The organism is Sulfobacillus thermosulfidooxidans (genome assembly GCF_001280565.1).
In the GTDB taxonomy this organism is placed as follows: domain Bacteria; phylum Bacillota; class Sulfobacillia; order Sulfobacillales; family Sulfobacillaceae; genus Sulfobacillus; species Sulfobacillus thermosulfidooxidans_A.
Genome location: NZ_LGRO01000001.1, coordinates 2,032,409 through 2,048,443, shown reverse-complemented (window position 1 = coordinate 2,048,443; position 16,035 = coordinate 2,032,409). Strand labels below are relative to the sequence as shown.

Below are 16,035 nucleotides of genomic sequence, written 5' to 3'. Positions count from 1 at the left end.
ATCCGAACACACTGAGAACGCCTTAGGGCGTTCTTTTTCTTTATGTAATACCCAACACGAGTTTTGTGGAACAGGAGGCAATGGACATCGGCCCGCTTGTTATTATTGGCGGAAAAGAAGATAAGACTAGAACACCGGAAATCCTTTTGCAGTTTGTGAAGCTCATTCAAAAACGCCGCCGTGAAGATGCTGTGGGGGTGGTGACCACGGCATCACAACTGGAAGAACAGGTCTTTCGTACATATCAACACGCTTTTGAAGAAATCGGGATGGTTCGCGTCGAGCCTGTCATTATTGAATCACGTGTCGAGGCCAATGCACCTTTTTGGTATCAGCGCGTGACAGAGCTCGGGGCTCTCTTTTTTGCGGGTGGCGATCAATTACGGATTACCAGTCTTTTAGGGGGCACCGTTTTTGATCTAGCTCTGCATCAGGCTTTTCGTGAAGGTCTCATCATTGCCGGTACCTCTGCGGGAGCTGCCATGATGTCGACGACGATGATCGTGGAAGGTGACCAGGACGATATTCCGACAAGAAGTTCTGTTCGTTTAGCAACGGGAATGGGACTGTGGCCGCATACGGTGGTGGATCAACATTTTACCCAGCGCGGGCGTCTAGGACGGCTTTTGGCCGCATTAGCGCAAAATCCCGGTGTGTTAGGGGTGGGCATTGACGAGGATACGGCGATTTTTGTGGATCAAGACCGGGAGTGGTTGGAAGTCTGGGGATCGCAGACCGTGAGCCTCGTTGACGGGCGCAGTATTGGCGAAACCAACGTCCACAATACCCACCTGGGCCAACCACTGAGCCTAACCCATGTGACCTTGCATGTATTGTCCAAAGGTTACGGATTTCATTTGAAAACTCGGCAGCCGATACGTGTCGAGGAGGAGGATAACGGTGAATATTGATATCACATCCGAGCGATTTTATCCAGGACCCAATCGCCATACCTTGCATAGTGCCTATGAAGCCATTGTGCGTCTGGGAGTTTATGGATCCACTCCGACGTGTGAACGGCAAGATTTTGTTTCCCGGATTTTAACTCTATTACCAGGTCTGCACGATCATGTGTGTTCTTTGGGAGTTCCTGGGGGATTTGTGACACGCCTTCAACAAGGCACCTATTTAGGGCATGTGATGGAACATGTGGCCCTGGAAGTTTTGTATTTAGCCGGCGAAGAGGGCCATTATGGCAAAACCCGAGAAATTCCGGGACAAGACAGTGTGCGAATTGTTTTTGAAAGCCAGACCGAAGCAGGTGGCCGATTGGCGTTGCAAGCGGCTAGCCGGTGGGTAAAGGCGTTATGGGATCAGGACATGATCCCGGCATGGTCAAATACTTTGTCTGTCCTTCTCGATCACATTCGTGAACATCATTTGGGCCCTTCTACCCGGGCCATTGTTGATGCGGCTAAGGCCCGGGGCATTCCGGTATGGCGGCTCACGAGTGAGAATATGGTGCGTTTAGGTCAAGGGGTCCACCAAAAACGCATTATGGCGGCCGTGACTGATGAGACGTCGACTATTGCGGTAGATATTTGCCAGGATAAAGAGTTAACCAAGAAGTTATTGCAACGTCATGGCATTATGGTGCCCAGGGGTCGAACCGTGAACAACTACGATGATGCCATAGAGGCCGCAAAGGAACTGGGCTATCCGGTAGTGGTGAAACCCGTACGCGGACATCAAGGTCAAGGCGTCAGCCTGAACGTCCAAGATGCTAGTGAATTGTCCCGGGCCTTTGCGTGGGCTATCGATCACAGCGGTGATGACGCCATTATGATCGAAGAACAGGTCCAAGGAAAACCCTACCGGATTTTGGTGGTTGGAAATCAAGTGGTTGCTGCTAGCTTGCGGCAGCCGCCGTCAGTAATAGGAGACGGGATCCACAGCATCGATCAATTGATAGAGCAAGAAAACCGAAATCCCTTACGCGGACTTCATCACACGTTGCCGTTAAGCCCAATTCTCCGGGATCAAGGAACCGTGATGGCACTGAACCACCAACATTTAACCCTTCATAGTATTCCGGATCAAGGACAGAAAGTTTGGCTTCGAGAAAGTGCCAATCTCTCCAGTGGGGGCGAAGCGGTGGATGTGAGTGATGACGTTTCTGAGGCTTTAGCCTGGGATATGGTAAGGACTGCACAAATTATTGGGCTAGATATTGCGGGCATCGATATTGTCACACCCAATTTGAGCCAGGATCTTAGGAGCGGGGGTGGCATGGTGATTGAAGTCAATGCCGCCCCAGGACTTCGTATGCATGTCTATCCCTCCCACGGCCAAAGCCGGCCAGTTGGTGAAGCCATTATTCAGCACTTATTTCCCCATCATAACGGGCGTATTCCGGTGTGCGCGATTACGGGGACCAATGGGAAAACGACGGTAACACGCATGCTGGCGCATATTTGGCGGCAGACTGGTCGGGTCGTGGGAATGACGTCGACAGGAGGCATTATGATTGGGAATCGTCTGGTGCAGTCCGGGGACTTAACAGGTCCGTGGTCGGCTCAAGTCATCTTAGGGGATCCTACAGTAGAGGTCGCCATATTAGAAACGGCCCGGGGCGGGATGGCCCGTCACGGTTTAGGATTTTCCGATCTCGACGTGGCTGTGGTGACCAATATTGGACCAGATCATTTGGGACAAGACGGGATTGATACCTTAGAGGATTTGACACATCTCAAAGCGTTACTGGTCGATGTCGTTCGACCTGGGGGCATCGTGGTATTGAATGCCGATGATCCCTACGTGATGAAAATGGCTCAACGAACGAACAACCGCATCATTTGGTTTTCGACAAGTAAAGATCACACTTTTATTGCCGAACAAGTCGCGGAAGGCCATGGGGCGGTTATCCTCAACCATGGATATCTTGTCTACCGCGATCAAGAGGGGATGCGCCGGATTATTGGAAACCGGGTGCTTCCAGCAAGTTGGCAGGGTCGGGCGGAAATCAATGTCAAAAACGCGATGGCGGCAGCTGCAGCGGCCATTGCCATGGGCCTTGATCCGGCTTTTGTGGGCAAGAGTTTAAGTCAATTTGCGGTGGAAGAAAAAGACAATCCCGGGCGCTTAGAGATGATCCCTGGTGAGAAAGTGGATGTGTTACTAGATTACGCGCACAATGCTCCCGCGCTGGAAGCCCTAGGGACAGTGGTGAAACGTCTGCGATATGGGCATGTGCGTACGGTGCTGGGATTACCGGGAGATAGACGCAATCAAGATTTGGAACAAGCCATCAAGGCAGCTGCAGCATTTTCCGATGACATTGTGATTCGGGAAGATGCGGATCTTCGGGGCCGAAAACCCGGAGAAATGACCGACTTCATGGTCCATACCCTTGAACACATCGGATTTAATCCAGAGCACCTCATGACTGTTCCCCAAGAACGACACGCAGTCATTCATGCCGTGGACACGGCACCCCCGCAGAGTTTGGTGGTGGTATTGTTTGAAAACTATCAAACGGTTAAGGATGCTGTGTTCAGTGTGCTTCGGCCTGTGAAGAATACCGAGGACGTTTCCTAAATTCCCCAAAAATGGCCTATTGCCAACATCTTTAGCTCCCTGGCGCTTTGGTGTAAGATACTCGCAGTACAGCCCAGGAGGGATTTTCACGCAACCTGATACATGGCGCCTAAAAGCCTGTGCCAAAATTAACTTAGGATTATGGGTGGAGCCTCGTGATGCACGAGGCTATCATCCTGTACGCTCACTGATGCAGACGATCCAGTTCTCAGACCAGATCGAGATTCGACGGGCGAGTGCTTATCATGTAGATATGCTAAAAGGCCCCGGATCTTCCTTGAGTTTTCCGTTGTCCTTGCGCGTTCAGGACAATTTGGTGACCAAGGCTTATAGACTTGTCCGAAGCATTGATAAAACGATTCCTACAGTGCACATTCGCGTACTGAAGTATATTCCTGTGGGAGCGGGACTGGGCGGTGGGAGTGCCGATGCCGCGAGCATATTGCGTTGGGCAGGGCAGTTTATGTCCCGGCCTCTATCAACAAAAGAGGCCGCGGTATTAGGAATGGATGTGCCATTTCTCGTTCAGGGTGGAACCGCGAAAGCCAGCGGTTACGGAGAAGAACTGGAATATCTCCTTCCTCTTCGTCATTGGCATGTTCTCTTGGTGAGCCCGCGCTTCGGGTTATCCACCGCGCGCGTCTATGAGGCTTTTGACGCGCAGGCTGTGGCATATCGCGCGCCGTATACCTTAGAGGAGATTGTGGAGACATTGCGCCAGGGAATATTACCCGGTAACCTATTTAACGCCTTGGAACCTGCGGCATGGATAGTGAATCCCGCCTTACAATCCCTGAAAGAGACTTTAATCCGCTTCACTGCGAAGCCGTGGTTTTTGACTGGGAGCGGATCCACATATTTTACCTTGTTGCGTGATGAAGATGAAGCGTTGGCCTTACAACAACGGTTGCAAAAACAGCGCATTTCAGGGATCAGCCACATTGCCGTAGCAGAGTTTGGAGGACCTGAAATGTGCGAAAATACCTAAAATATTCAGGGGATACCGGAGAAAAATTGTTTAAGGCGCAAAGCTGTGGTGAAGAGTTCTCTTTATGCGGTAAGATGACTACAATTCCCAAGTGGTGTCTATAAACCCGATGGGGCGGCATCTGCAAGAGAAAAAATTGGAAGAGCCGCAAGATGAAGGAAAACAGCATGAGGAAAGGTTGATGGATCCCTTGAACCAACGTCCAGCGATCGTGCTGGCGGGTCAGCACAATGACGGTAAATTACGCACGATCTCAGATAAAGAGTGGGAAGCTGAAATTTTATTGCAAGGTCGTCCCATGGTCGAGTATGTCGTGGACGCCTTGCGTAATTCCGGCCGTGTAAGTCCCATAATCGTTGTCGGTCCACCCCATTTAGGTTTACACGATGTGATTTGGGCTGATGTCCATCCGGATATGCTGGAGAATGTCTTAAGCGGGTTAAACGCTGTGGACGAATCTAGCGTACTCATTGCCACGGCGGATATCCCTTTATTGACAGGTTATATCGTCAATGCTTTTTTGGATCAAGCCGATCCCCGTTACGATGTCGTCTATCCAGTGATTGAAAAATCTGTGGTTGAAGCGAAATTTCCCGATACCCACCGGACGTATGTACGGTTAAAAGATGGCACATTTACGGGCGGAAACCTGTTAATGGTCAATAAAGACGCCGTGATCAAAAGTCATCGGACTCTGCGCGATTTGCTCAGTCACCGCAAATCGCCGATGCGCCTGGCCTCAGATATTGGCCTCATGATCTTGATGCGTTGGCTCATGGGAAGTCTTCGGATTGTGGATGCGGAACGCCGGATGAAAACATTGCTGGGCGTGGAAGGCAAAGCTTTGATATTTGGTTATCCGGAAGTGGGGGTTGATGTTGATAAACCCGAAGACTGGGTTTTGGCTGACAAATGGCTGAGCCAAACCGATCAGACCTCCTTCCTCGTGCCATGAATCATGATAGGGCTTGCTTTATGTCATCCATAGCCGTCGTCATCAAAAAGGGCCAGTTAGAACAGGCCCAACAAGTTCTGTGGCAAGCAGGCAGAAACACAAGAAGGATAAAACAAGAAAAGCAGGAACAAAAGGGCCCGAAGGACCAAAGGCCAAAGGCGAAGGGAAGGAGGGAACACCACGGACATTAAATCGCCAAGCCGCATGCGCGAGCGGTACAAACGACTCATTGTGCTGACCAGCTATTTGCTTGATCATCCGCGGATTCAGCTGAGTTTAACGGAATTGAGTGGCATATTGCACGTAGCGAAATCGACGTTGTCGGAAGATCTGATGTTTGTAAAGGGCATTTTAGAAAGTTCCGGGCGGGGACGGGTGATGACCCAAGTCGGCGTGCAAGGCGGTGTCATATATTTGCCTAGTTTGGACCGGAAGCGGGCCAAAAATTCCTTGCACAAATGGGCCGAGCGTTTAATGGAACCCGAGCGGTTAACCGCGGATGGTTTTCTTTACATGACCGACTTATTATTTGATCCGGCGATGGTGGATCCGTTGGGAGAATTGTTGGCCGCGCCATTTAACAAACTCCATGTTGATTCCGTGGCCACAGTGGAAACGAAAGGGATTCCTTTGGCCATGGCTTGTGCTCGAGCCTTAGGCACAGAGGTGGTGTTAATCCGGCGCGATAGCCGACTTTCGGAAGGGTCGGCTTTATCAATAAACTATTTATCCGGTTCATCCCGGCGAATTCAGTCGATGTCCTTGAGCCGGCGCGCGTTAAAGCCGGGGAGTTCGGTATTGTTTGTTGATGACTTTATGAAGGCTGGAGGTACGGCACGGGCGGCATCGGATCTCCTAGGAGAATTTGGAGCCACGGTGGTTGGCGTCGGGGTGTTAGTGGCGACACGCGAGCCGGCGAATAAACTGGTTGACAAGTTTTGGAGTTTATTAGAGTGGCAAGAAAATGCCCCGTCTCGTGTGGTGCCGAGTGAATGGGCCAATGCGCTATGCGAAATGAGAGAGGAGCACTAAAGAATGCATGTGGGTCAAGAGTTGACAATAGAGCATATTAGACAAGCAGCCAAAGCCTTGCAAGGTGTGACGGTGATGACTCCCCTGCAAGAATCGGTCTATATCAATGACTTGTTAGGGGCACGAGTTTTTTTTAAATTAGAAAATCTCCAACGTACGGGATCTTTCAAACTACGGGGTGCATATAACCGCATTCGGCAATTGACTCCGGAAGAATTAAAACGGGGTGTCATTGCCGCGTCGGCCGGCAATCATGCCCAGGGTGTAGCCCTTGCTGCGGGGCTGGTTGGCACCACCTCGTTAATTTATATGCCAGAAGGGGCTTCGTTAACCAAAATCGAATCTACCCGGGGATATGGCGCAGATATTTGCCTCTTTGGAGAAACCTTTGATGATGCCTATCATGAAGCGGAACGCGTGGCCCAAGAAACGGGCCGCGTCTTAATCCCGGCGTTTAATGATCCCGCAATTATTGCTGGCCAAGGCACCATTGCACTGGAAATGTTGGATGAACGTCCCCATTTAGATGTATTGGTTGTGCCCGTAGGGGGAGGAGGACTGATTGCGGGAATGGCCCTAGCAGCGAAAGAGCAAAATTGCCGCATTAAGGTGATTGGGGTTCAAACCGATTCCGTTCCCGCATTTGTTCTATCGCGGCAAGAGCATCGTGTGGTAGAAGCTCATGGAGGCCGAACGATTGCCGACGGGATTGCGGTCAAGCGTCCGGGAGACTTAACGTTTGAACTTGTCGAGCAATATGTGGATGATGTGGTAACAGTTTCCGAACATGATATTTCTCGCGCCATTCTCATATTTTTGGAACGCACCAAACTTGTGGTAGAAGGGGCAGGAGCTGTCGGTTTAGCCGCGATTTTGGCCGGAAAAATTCCTTTAGGCTTGGGTACGGTCGGTGTTGTCGTGAGTGGTGGCAATATTGATGTCACCTTATTAAACCGCATTATTGAAAAAGGACTAGTGGAAGAAGGCCGTCAAGTGCACCTCAAAACAACGGTAGGAGACCGGCCTGGTCAATTGGCTCGGGTGTTGCGCCGAGTTGCGGAATTAAAAGCCAATGTTATTCGCGTCGAGCATGAACGGTGGAATCCGCAGCTGTCGCCTGCGGAAGTGGCCATTCAAATGGTGTTGGAAACACGTAATGTGGAGCACGTCCAGCAATTAGTGACGAAATTGCGTGAAGATGGCTACGATGTGGAGATTCTGAATTAAAAGATTCGCAACAAAAATTTCGACAATATAGAGGACTTCGGCCCATAAATGGCGAATAATTTAATCCCCGGATGTCCGGGCCACCTAACTTGGCTACAAGGAGGATTCAGCGTGGAAATAACGGATGTGCGGTTACGCCGAATGACAACTGAGGGAAAGATGAAGGCCGTCGCGTCGGTGACCCTGGATGGGGAATTCGTCATTCATGATGTTAAAGTTGTTGAAGGTCTAAAAGGACTATTCGTGGCGATGCCCAGCCGGAAAACACCGGATGGTGAATTTCGGGATGTTGCGCATCCCATTACGCAAGCAGCTCGGGAGCGGATACAAAAAGCCGTGTTAGAGGTCTTTCACGGAGGTGTTTAACCAATCGACATTGCCATTGTAGATATTAAGGGTCCGCCTCTAGGCGGACTCTTTTTTGCTGGGGGAAGTCATTCATCCCGCGGCGAAATTTTGGTATGCTAACCATGGTATGAGGAACCTCAGGCCCCAGGAATCGGAGGGATCGTTTTGGCGCAGACGGTAGCCGTTATTTTGGCCGCAGGGCGCGGCACCAGGATGCATTCTGGGTTGGCAAAGGCATTACATGAGTTAGGTGGTGTCCCGATGGTCGAGCATGTTGTAAGGGCCGTCCGGGAAGCAGGACTAGGTAAACCGTGGGTTGTGGTGGGTCACCAAGCTGACCGCGTCGAGGAAGTGTTGGAAGGGCAAGCGGAGTTTGTCCGCCAGCCAGAAATGCATGGAACGGGTGATGCGTTAGCGCAAGCTCTCGCAGTGATGGATTCTGATGTGGATAATGTGGTCGTCCTTGTTGCGGATTGCCCGTTGGTTCCGCCTTCTCTGATCGAAAAAGTATTGCAGGTTCACCGCGATTCACAGGCCGCCGCCACGATTGTCAGTATGATTGTCTCGGACCCATCAGGTTACGGACGGATTGTGCGAGCAGATGATGATAGGGTAAGGGCCATCGTCGAAGACAAAGAGGCGATGAGCGATCCCGCACTCTACCAAATTAATGAGGTTAATACAGGTCTTGGGGTATGGTCTGTTACCGGGTTGGCCAAATTGCTGGATACTTTGCCGTGGCATCACGATGAAAAATATTTAACCGATGCTGTAGCCCGCTTAATTGCCGCCGGAAAGCGGGTCGAAGCGTACGTGGCGCCGGATCCGGCGCGCGTGATGGGCATTAATACACGCCGCGATTTAGCCCAAGCAGAAGCCTATCTCCGGGAATTGACCTTAAACCGGCTATTTGATCAGGGCGTGACGATTGTCGATCCGGCTTCGACGTATGTTGATGTGGATGTTGAGGTTGGCCAAGATACCGTCATTTATCCGATGACCTTTCTCCGTGGAAAAACCCGTATAGGACGAGAATGTCATATCGGACCGATGACATCCATTGTTTCAAGTCGCCTAGGAGATGGGGTAAGAGTGGACCGGTCCGTGGTGGAACAAAGCTCATTAGCTAGTCATTCTTCAGTGGGACCTTTCAGTCATTTGCGTCCAGGAACCTCTTTGGATCATAATGTGAAAATCGGGAACTTTGTCGAGTTAAAGAACACTCGCGTGGGAACCGGGAGTAAAGCCGGGCATCATTCGTATTTAGGTGATGCCACTATTGGAGGCGGCGTGAATATTGGCGCCGGGACGGTCATCGTGAACTATGACGGGCAAGCCAAACATCCGACGTTCATTGGGGATGGCGCCTTCATTGGTTGTAATGCGAATTTAGTAGCACCAGTAGAAGTGGGAGCAGGCGCGTATGTCGCTGCCGGATCAACAATTACGCAAAACGTTCCACCGGATGCTTTGGCCATTGCCCGCAGCCGGCAGGAAAACAAGCCCGATTGGGCGCGTCAACGACGAAAATCATAGAATGGAGTAAAAAGGCATGCAGGAAGGGGACCGTTGTTCCAATGAGCTTTGAACGGGAAGGAGAACTCAAGATCTTTACAGGGACAGCGAATCGTGCGCTGGCCGAAAAAATTGTGTCACATTTGGGGCTCTCCTTGGGACAGGCCGATGTCGGCCGATTTTCTAATGGAGAGATACGGGTCCGCCTTCTTGAAAATGTGCGTGGCACCGACGTTTTTATTGTGCAACCGACTTCACATCCGGTGAACGATAACTTGATGGAGCTCTTGCTCCTGATTGATGCGGCGCGCCGGGCGTCGGCAAGACGGGTAACAGCCGTGGTGCCCTTTTACGGGTATGCCAGGCAAGATCGCAAAGAACAGGGACGTGAACCCATTTCGGCCAAATTGGTCGCTAATCTCATCACGGTAGCCGGTGCGCGCCGTGTTTTAACCATGGACTTACACGCGCCTCAAATTCAGGGATTTTTTGATATTCCCGTGGATAATTTACAAGGCGTGCGGATTTTATCTGAAGCCATTCATCAAAAGCATTTAGATAACTTGATGATCTTTTCCCCTGATGCCGGCGGCGTGTACCGGGCGAGGAAAATGGCCAAATACTTAGAAGCTCCATTAGGGTTCATTGATAAACGGCGTCCCGGACCCAATGTTTCGGAAGTTGTCAACGTGATCGGAAAAGTCCGGGACAAGACCGTGGTTATTGTGGATGACATGATTGATACCGGCGGTACGATTGCTCAAGCGGCTCAAGCCATCATGGATCTGGGAGCGCGAGCGGTCTATGCGGCGTGTACTCACCCGGTATTTTCTGGAAGGGCGCCGCAAGTCCTACGGGATTCATCCATTGTGGAATTTTTTGTGACGGATACGATACCATTACAGGAGCCTATGGCGCGGACTACCGTGATTTCTGTTGCTGCCTTATTGGCTGAAGCCATTATGCGCGTGCATGAAGATTTGTCGGTGTCCAAGCTGTTTGAATGATGATGGACGAGATTCGCGCCATTGTGGGATTAGGAAATCCGGGATTAGATTACGCCAAAACGCGACACAACGCAGGGTTCCTGGCACTGGACCGTTTAGCCGCTCGCAGAGGAGGCCATTTTGTTCGCAACCGCTTTGGGTTAGTGAGCAAGTGGGGCGACATTATCTTATTAAAACCCCTAACCTTTATGAATCTGAGCGGCGAGGCGGTCGGGGCTTTAGCGAAGTTCTATAAATTGCCGGCTGCGAGTATTTTGGTGATCTCAGATGATTTGGATTTGCCACTAGGAAAAATCCGTGTGCGGGCCCGTGGTTCAAGTGGCGGTCATAATGGTTTGAAATCCATTACGCACGTGTTAGGAACGGATCAATTTCCCCGGATTAAAATTGGGATCTCGCGTCCGCCAGAACATGTGCAAGTCATTGATTGGGTGCTTGGGCGGTTTAGTCCCGAGGAATGGAAAATTCTCGATGGAGTTTTAGATGAAGCAGCCGAAGCCTGTGAATGGGCCGTGGTCAAAGGTATTGCGGAGACGATGAATCGCTTCAACGGCCAGTAGGCCTCTGGTCTATCGGCGTAGCGTGAGGGGGAGCGGGGCACACTAACGGTAACTTCTGACATCAAGGAGGCCGTTATGGTTGTTTACCGTTGCCGTCATTGTCACCGAATCATTGGAGAATATGGGGGGCCGTGGGACGACCCCCTCCTTGGACTTTCAAAACTGACACCATCTGAGCAACACGATATGCTCGAAGATATTGGACCGGGCCAAGTTCAAGTGAATGTCCTGTGTGAGGGGTGTCTGCCTATCCCTTATGACGAAGGCTTATGGTATAACTAGGGAAAAGTTAGACCACTAATTTCTGCACGATACCTGCGATAAAGGGCGAAAATGTGGAAGTGGGTACAGATGCTAACCGATGAAAGGACTTGTGATGGCTGATTTAAGTTCGCTTACAACCTTGTGGTCTGACTTGGCCCCCTACCGCAATTTGGTGGAGGAATTGAAACAAGGCAAAACAACCCAAGTTTTTGGGTTGTCAGGGTCTTTGCCGTCCTATTTGACGGCTAAAGTTGCCGAAGACATTGCTAGACCCTGTTTAATCGTCACCGTCGGATTTCAAGAAGCGCGGGCGTTTGAAGCCGAATTGACACAATTTCTACCCCAAGCCCCCATTTATTTGTTGCCGCCAAGGCCCTATATCGTGGGCGAGGTTCAGGCGCAGAGCCATGATTGGACCTTGATGCGACTTCAAGCGTTAACACAGGCGGCTCATAATCCCCGTGCTATTGTGATTGCCTCCGTTGAGGCTTGCCGCCAGCTTATTTTGCCGTTACAGGCTGAGCCCTTAGAGATCACCGTGGGCCAAAAATTGCCACTTGAAGCGGTGATGCTGCAGCTAGATCGTCTTGGCTACCAGCGGGAAGGCGAAGCCACTGAACAAGGAACCTTTGCGGTGCGAGGAGGTCTGATTGATGTCTTTGTTCCCGGAGGACCTGCCTACCGTATAGAATGGTTTGACGATGAGATAGATTCATTGCGAATTTTTGATGTCACCACCCAAAAAACCGTGGAGATGATCCAAACTGCTCAAATCGGACCGGCTGCGGAAATCCTTTTATCTCCTGAACAGCGCCAGCGCGGGATCGATCAAATTGCTCACGAATCCGATCTGTTAATCCGCAATTTGGAATCTATGGGACAATTTGATAAGGCGCAAAAAGCCAAGGAGCGTTTTGGACGGTGGCTGGGCGATTTGGCCGAAGGGCGCATATTTGCGGGGATTGAGCGTTTTGCGCCAGCATTTGGCTCCTTAAAATCCATTACCCAGATATTTTCGACGAAGCCGTTAGTCATCTACCATGATTTGCCGCGCATTGGGGAGGCACTGTTAGGGCGCGATGCCGATGAGCGTGAAGAGCGTCAACGCCATTTGGAACGAGGCGATTTTCTTCCCCTAGAAGCCCATGGCACCTTAGATTACGACCAGTTCTTTTCCCGGTTGAAGGGGCATGGGGAACTCAGCTTGTCGCTTATGCCCCATAATCGCCGGGAGAGTGATCTTCATCTGAATCTGACTGGCCGGCCTGCACCACGGATTCATGGGCAAATGGAATTGCTTAAAGCGGAGATTTCCCGCCTTCGCAAATCCCGCATGCGGGTAGGATTGGTTTTGCGCGATACCCAGGCCGTGAATGTGATGCAGCGCCAGCTTCTGGATCTGGGAATTAGTTCCCGGGAGGGATTAGGCGAACGCGGCGAAGTGGGACTTTTGACGGGCCAATTGGGACATGGATTTATCCTCTCGGAATTGTCGTTAGCATTACTGGGAGAAACCGAGCTATCGGGTCGGGAACTGAAACTGACACCGAGGAAAAACCGGGAAAGCCGACAAACGGTACGTATTGGGGATTTGCATCCGGGAGATTATGTGGTCCATATCACCCACGGAATTGGTCGCTATTTGGGCATTAAAACCCTAACGATTCAAGACCAGCATAAAGACTATTTGCATGTGCAATATGCTGGTCAAGACACACTTTATGTTCCCACCGATCAATTAGGACTCATCCAAAAATACATTGGGATTGAAGGCCAAGAACCTAAACTATCCAAAATGGGAGGGCAAGAGTGGTCCCGAGTCAAGGACAAAGTGCGGGCTTCCGTACGCCAAATGGCCGAAGAATTGATTCGGTTGTATGCAATTAGGGAATCACGTCCGGGGTTCAGTTTTGCTCCTGACACGCCATGGCAACAAGAGTTTGAAGCAGCCTTTGGCTATGATGAAACAGAAGATCAAATGCGATCGATAGAAGAAATTAAACGGGATATGGAACGTCCCCGTCCTATGGATCGCCTGCTTTGTGGCGACGTCGGTTACGGCAAAACCGAAGTGGCCTTTCGTGCAGCATTTAAAGCCATCATGTCGGGAAAACAGGTGGCATTTTTGGTACCCACGACTTTACTGGCAGATCAACACTATACCACCGCCAAAGCGCGATTTTCTGGCTTTCCGGTTGCGGTCGAGGTCTTAAGCCGGTTTCGCACGCCAAAGCAGCAGCGGGACATTTTAGAGCGGTTACACCAGGGGCAAATTGACCTCATTATTGGTACCCATCGCCTTTTAGGCAAAGATGTTAAGTTTCGGGACTTAGGTTTGCTCATTGTGGATGAAGAGCACCGCTTTGGTGTGGCCCATAAAGAGCGGATCAAAGCGCTCAGGGAAAATATTGACGTGTTGACCTTGTCTGCTACCCCAATTCCCAGGACATTGCATATGGCGATGGTAGGGGTAAGGGATATGAGTCTCATCGAAACCCCGCCATTAGACCGTCTTCCGGTGGAAACCGTGGTGGCGGAATTTGATGAAGATCTCGTCCGTGAAGCCATTCGCCGGGAGTTAGACCGCGGCGGGCAAGTCTATTATGTCCAAAACCGAATCTTGGCGATTGACCAGACCGTATCCCGCTTGCAAAAAATGTTTCCTGATGTGGCTATTGGCGTGGTGCACGGACGTATGGACGAAACGAGGATCGAAGATGTGATGGCCCGGTTCATTGAGCAAGAATATGATATATTGGTTGCTACCAGCATTATCGAATCGGGATTGGACATTCCTAATGCCAATACCCTCATTGTGGAAGATGCCGACCGCTTGGGATTAGCCCAGTTATATCAATTACGGGGACGCGTTGGGCGGTCCGCTCGCTTAGCCTATGCCTACTTTACCTATAAACGGGACAAGGTGCTCTCTCCACAAGCCGAGAAAAGGCTTGAAGCCATCAGGGAATTTACGGAGCTCGGGGCGGGCTATCAAATTGCCCTGCGTGATCTGGAAATTCGCGGTGCGGGTAATTTGCTAGGCGCAGAGCAGCATGGCTTTATTGCTTCGGTGGGATTCGATCTATATACACAATTGTTATCCGAAGCGGTACGCGAACTTAAGGGAGAGACTGTTCAAACCGACATCGAACCGCAAATTGATATGGCTGTGGATGCCTATCTTCCAGACTTTTACATCAATGTGCCCAGCGCGAAAGTCGAACTGTATAAACGGCTGGTCTCTGCCAAAAACTTAGAGGAAATTGAGGCTTTGGCGGAAGAAATTGAAGACCGGTTCGGTCCGTTGCCCGTTGAGGTGACGCGGTTATTACAGTTATCGAGAGTGCGGGTCATGGCGAAAGATTTAAAGATTGTGCAGTTAAGCCATAAGAAAGATCGGCTCGTGTTGACGACCTTGCCTGAAACCCCTATGGGCGTTGATGTCATCCGGCAACTTGCGGCGCGCTATCCCGGTCGGTTAATTCCTTCGCCCGCCAAAGCACCTGAATTGAGTGTGAAGCTGCCACTTCGGCACAGTGTCGAACACGCGTTAGACGTCGCCGAAGATGTGCTCCTCACCATGAAAGGGGCTCTCGCTGGTGCAAAGCAGGAAAGCGGTTAATGGCCTTGTTGGCCTATTGTTTTGGGGATTACTGGGGTTATTGACAGCTTGTGGCGCTGCCGATCCTGCTAATGTGGCGGAAGTAGATGGACAACTCATTTCTAATGCACAGTGGCAGGCGGTACTCAGAGCCAATGCGCTGTTAACTGGCAAGCTGCCAAATTTTTCGCCACAGTGGAAGACCTACCAAGTCAAAACCTATGCGGATCAAGTAGCCGTTGCCCATTATAGTCAAAAGAAACACTGGCTTTCACCCACCATGGCCGCCAGTGAAGCCCAAGCCAAGATTCAGCAGGTCTTGCGTCGTGAGCATCTGGGCTTGCCCCAAGCCCTTAACCGGTATCACTTAACTTCATCAGCTCTAAAAAATTATGTGACCCAACAAGTCTGGCTGCTGGCCGCCTTTAACCATGTGACAAGCCATGTGCCAGCCCCTTCCTTGACTGAAATTAGCCAGTATTATCACACCCATCAGGACCAATTTGTGACTCCGAAAGAAGTTCTAGCCCGGGAAATTGTGGTGAAAAATGCTAGCCTGGCTCAAAGTGTCAGCCAGCAATATAAACACGGTGCACACTTTCAGGCACTGGCCCAAAAATTCTCGATAGATCACCAAAATGCGCTATCTGGCGGCGAAATGGGATGGGTATCAATTCCTGCCCATTCCCCCTCTCCCACCATTCAATTCCTTCGTGCCCATTCTCCGGGACAAGAGGGTATAGTTCATATGCATTTAGGCTACGCTATCATCGAAGTTCAAGCGAAGCAAGGTGGAAAGCCATTGCCGCTGAATCATACCGTAGAAGCCGGCATTCGAAGCGAGTTGTGGAATCAGTCCAAGACACAGGTCTTTGATCACTGGTCTCAACCGATCATACGCCAAGCTCACGTCAGAATTTTTTAATCAGCTGTTTTTTCTACCATCCGGTATATCTGGAAAAAATGCATAAACGCCGCGGTTCGTCGATATACTACCCCTG

Annotated in this window: 13 protein-coding genes; all 13 read left to right on the top strand. The window is 50.7% G+C overall.

Annotated features, from left to right (window positions below; genetic code table 11):
• Positions 1–80: 80 nt before the first annotated feature.
• On the top strand, positions 81–911 hold the full coding sequence (locus AOA63_RS10090; protein ID WP_053959580.1) for a cyanophycinase: 831 nt from the start codon (positions 81–83) through the stop codon (positions 909–911).
• Positions 901–3,537, top strand: a complete 2,637-nt coding sequence (gene cphA, locus AOA63_RS10085; protein WP_053959579.1) for a cyanophycin synthetase — start codon at positions 901–903, stop codon at positions 3,535–3,537. Before AOA63_RS10090 ends, cphA begins: the two co-directional genes overlap by 11 nt.
• Positions 3,538–3,556: 19 nt before the next feature.
• Positions 3,557–4,525, top strand: a complete 969-nt coding sequence (ispE, locus tag AOA63_RS10080) for a 4-(cytidine 5'-diphospho)-2-C-methyl-D-erythritol kinase (protein ID WP_053959578.1) — start codon at positions 3,557–3,559, stop codon at positions 4,523–4,525.
• Positions 4,526–4,634: 109 nt separating this feature from the next.
• Complete coding sequence (gene mobA, locus AOA63_RS10075; RefSeq protein ID WP_053959577.1) at positions 4,635–5,480, top strand: molybdenum cofactor guanylyltransferase; 846 nt, start codon at positions 4,635–4,637, stop codon at positions 5,478–5,480.
• 204 nt (positions 5,481–5,684) lie between these two features.
• Positions 5,685–6,512: a pur operon repressor gene (purR, locus tag AOA63_RS10070; RefSeq protein WP_053959576.1), complete on the top strand. Its 828-nt coding sequence runs from the start codon at positions 5,685–5,687 to the stop codon at positions 6,510–6,512.
• A gap of 3 nt (positions 6,513–6,515) precedes the next feature.
• Positions 6,516–7,739, top strand: a complete 1,224-nt coding sequence (ilvA, locus tag AOA63_RS10065; protein WP_053959575.1) for a threonine ammonia-lyase — start codon at positions 6,516–6,518, stop codon at positions 7,737–7,739.
• A gap of 111 nt (positions 7,740–7,850) precedes the next feature.
• Positions 7,851–8,105: a septation regulator SpoVG gene (gene spoVG, locus AOA63_RS10060; protein WP_020374297.1), complete on the top strand. Its 255-nt coding sequence runs from the start codon at positions 7,851–7,853 to the stop codon at positions 8,103–8,105.
• A gap of 147 nt (positions 8,106–8,252) precedes the next feature.
• Positions 8,253–9,623: a bifunctional UDP-N-acetylglucosamine diphosphorylase/glucosamine-1-phosphate N-acetyltransferase GlmU gene (gene glmU / locus AOA63_RS10055; protein ID WP_053959574.1), complete on the top strand. Its 1,371-nt coding sequence runs from the start codon at positions 8,253–8,255 to the stop codon at positions 9,621–9,623.
• Positions 9,624–9,664: 41 nt separating this feature from the next.
• The gene (locus AOA63_RS10050) at positions 9,665–10,609 is read left to right on the top strand and encodes a ribose-phosphate diphosphokinase (protein ID WP_020374299.1); all 945 of its coding nucleotides are present in this window, start codon (positions 9,665–9,667) and stop codon (positions 10,607–10,609) included.
• The gene (gene pth, locus AOA63_RS10045) at positions 10,606–11,169 is read left to right on the top strand and encodes an aminoacyl-tRNA hydrolase (RefSeq protein ID WP_053959573.1); all 564 of its coding nucleotides are present in this window, start codon (positions 10,606–10,608) and stop codon (positions 11,167–11,169) included. The genes AOA63_RS10050 and pth overlap by 4 nt, the downstream gene beginning before the upstream one ends.
• Positions 11,170–11,244: 75 nt before the next feature.
• Entirely contained in the window at positions 11,245–11,451 is a 207-nt protein-coding gene (locus AOA63_RS18945; protein ID WP_082343883.1) for an anti-sigma-F factor Fin, read from the top strand.
• 79 nt (positions 11,452–11,530) lie between these two features.
• Positions 11,531–15,055 carry a transcription-repair coupling factor gene (gene mfd / locus AOA63_RS10040; protein WP_171822681.1) on the top strand — a complete coding sequence of 1,175 codons (3,525 nt, stop codon included), beginning with the start codon at positions 11,531–11,533 and terminating at the stop codon, positions 15,053–15,055.
• On the top strand, positions 15,033–15,959 hold the full coding sequence (locus tag AOA63_RS10035; protein WP_053959572.1) for a peptidylprolyl isomerase: 927 nt from the start codon (positions 15,033–15,035) through the stop codon (positions 15,957–15,959). The genes mfd and AOA63_RS10035 overlap by 23 nt, the downstream gene beginning before the upstream one ends.
• Positions 15,960–16,035: the final 76 nt, after the last annotated feature.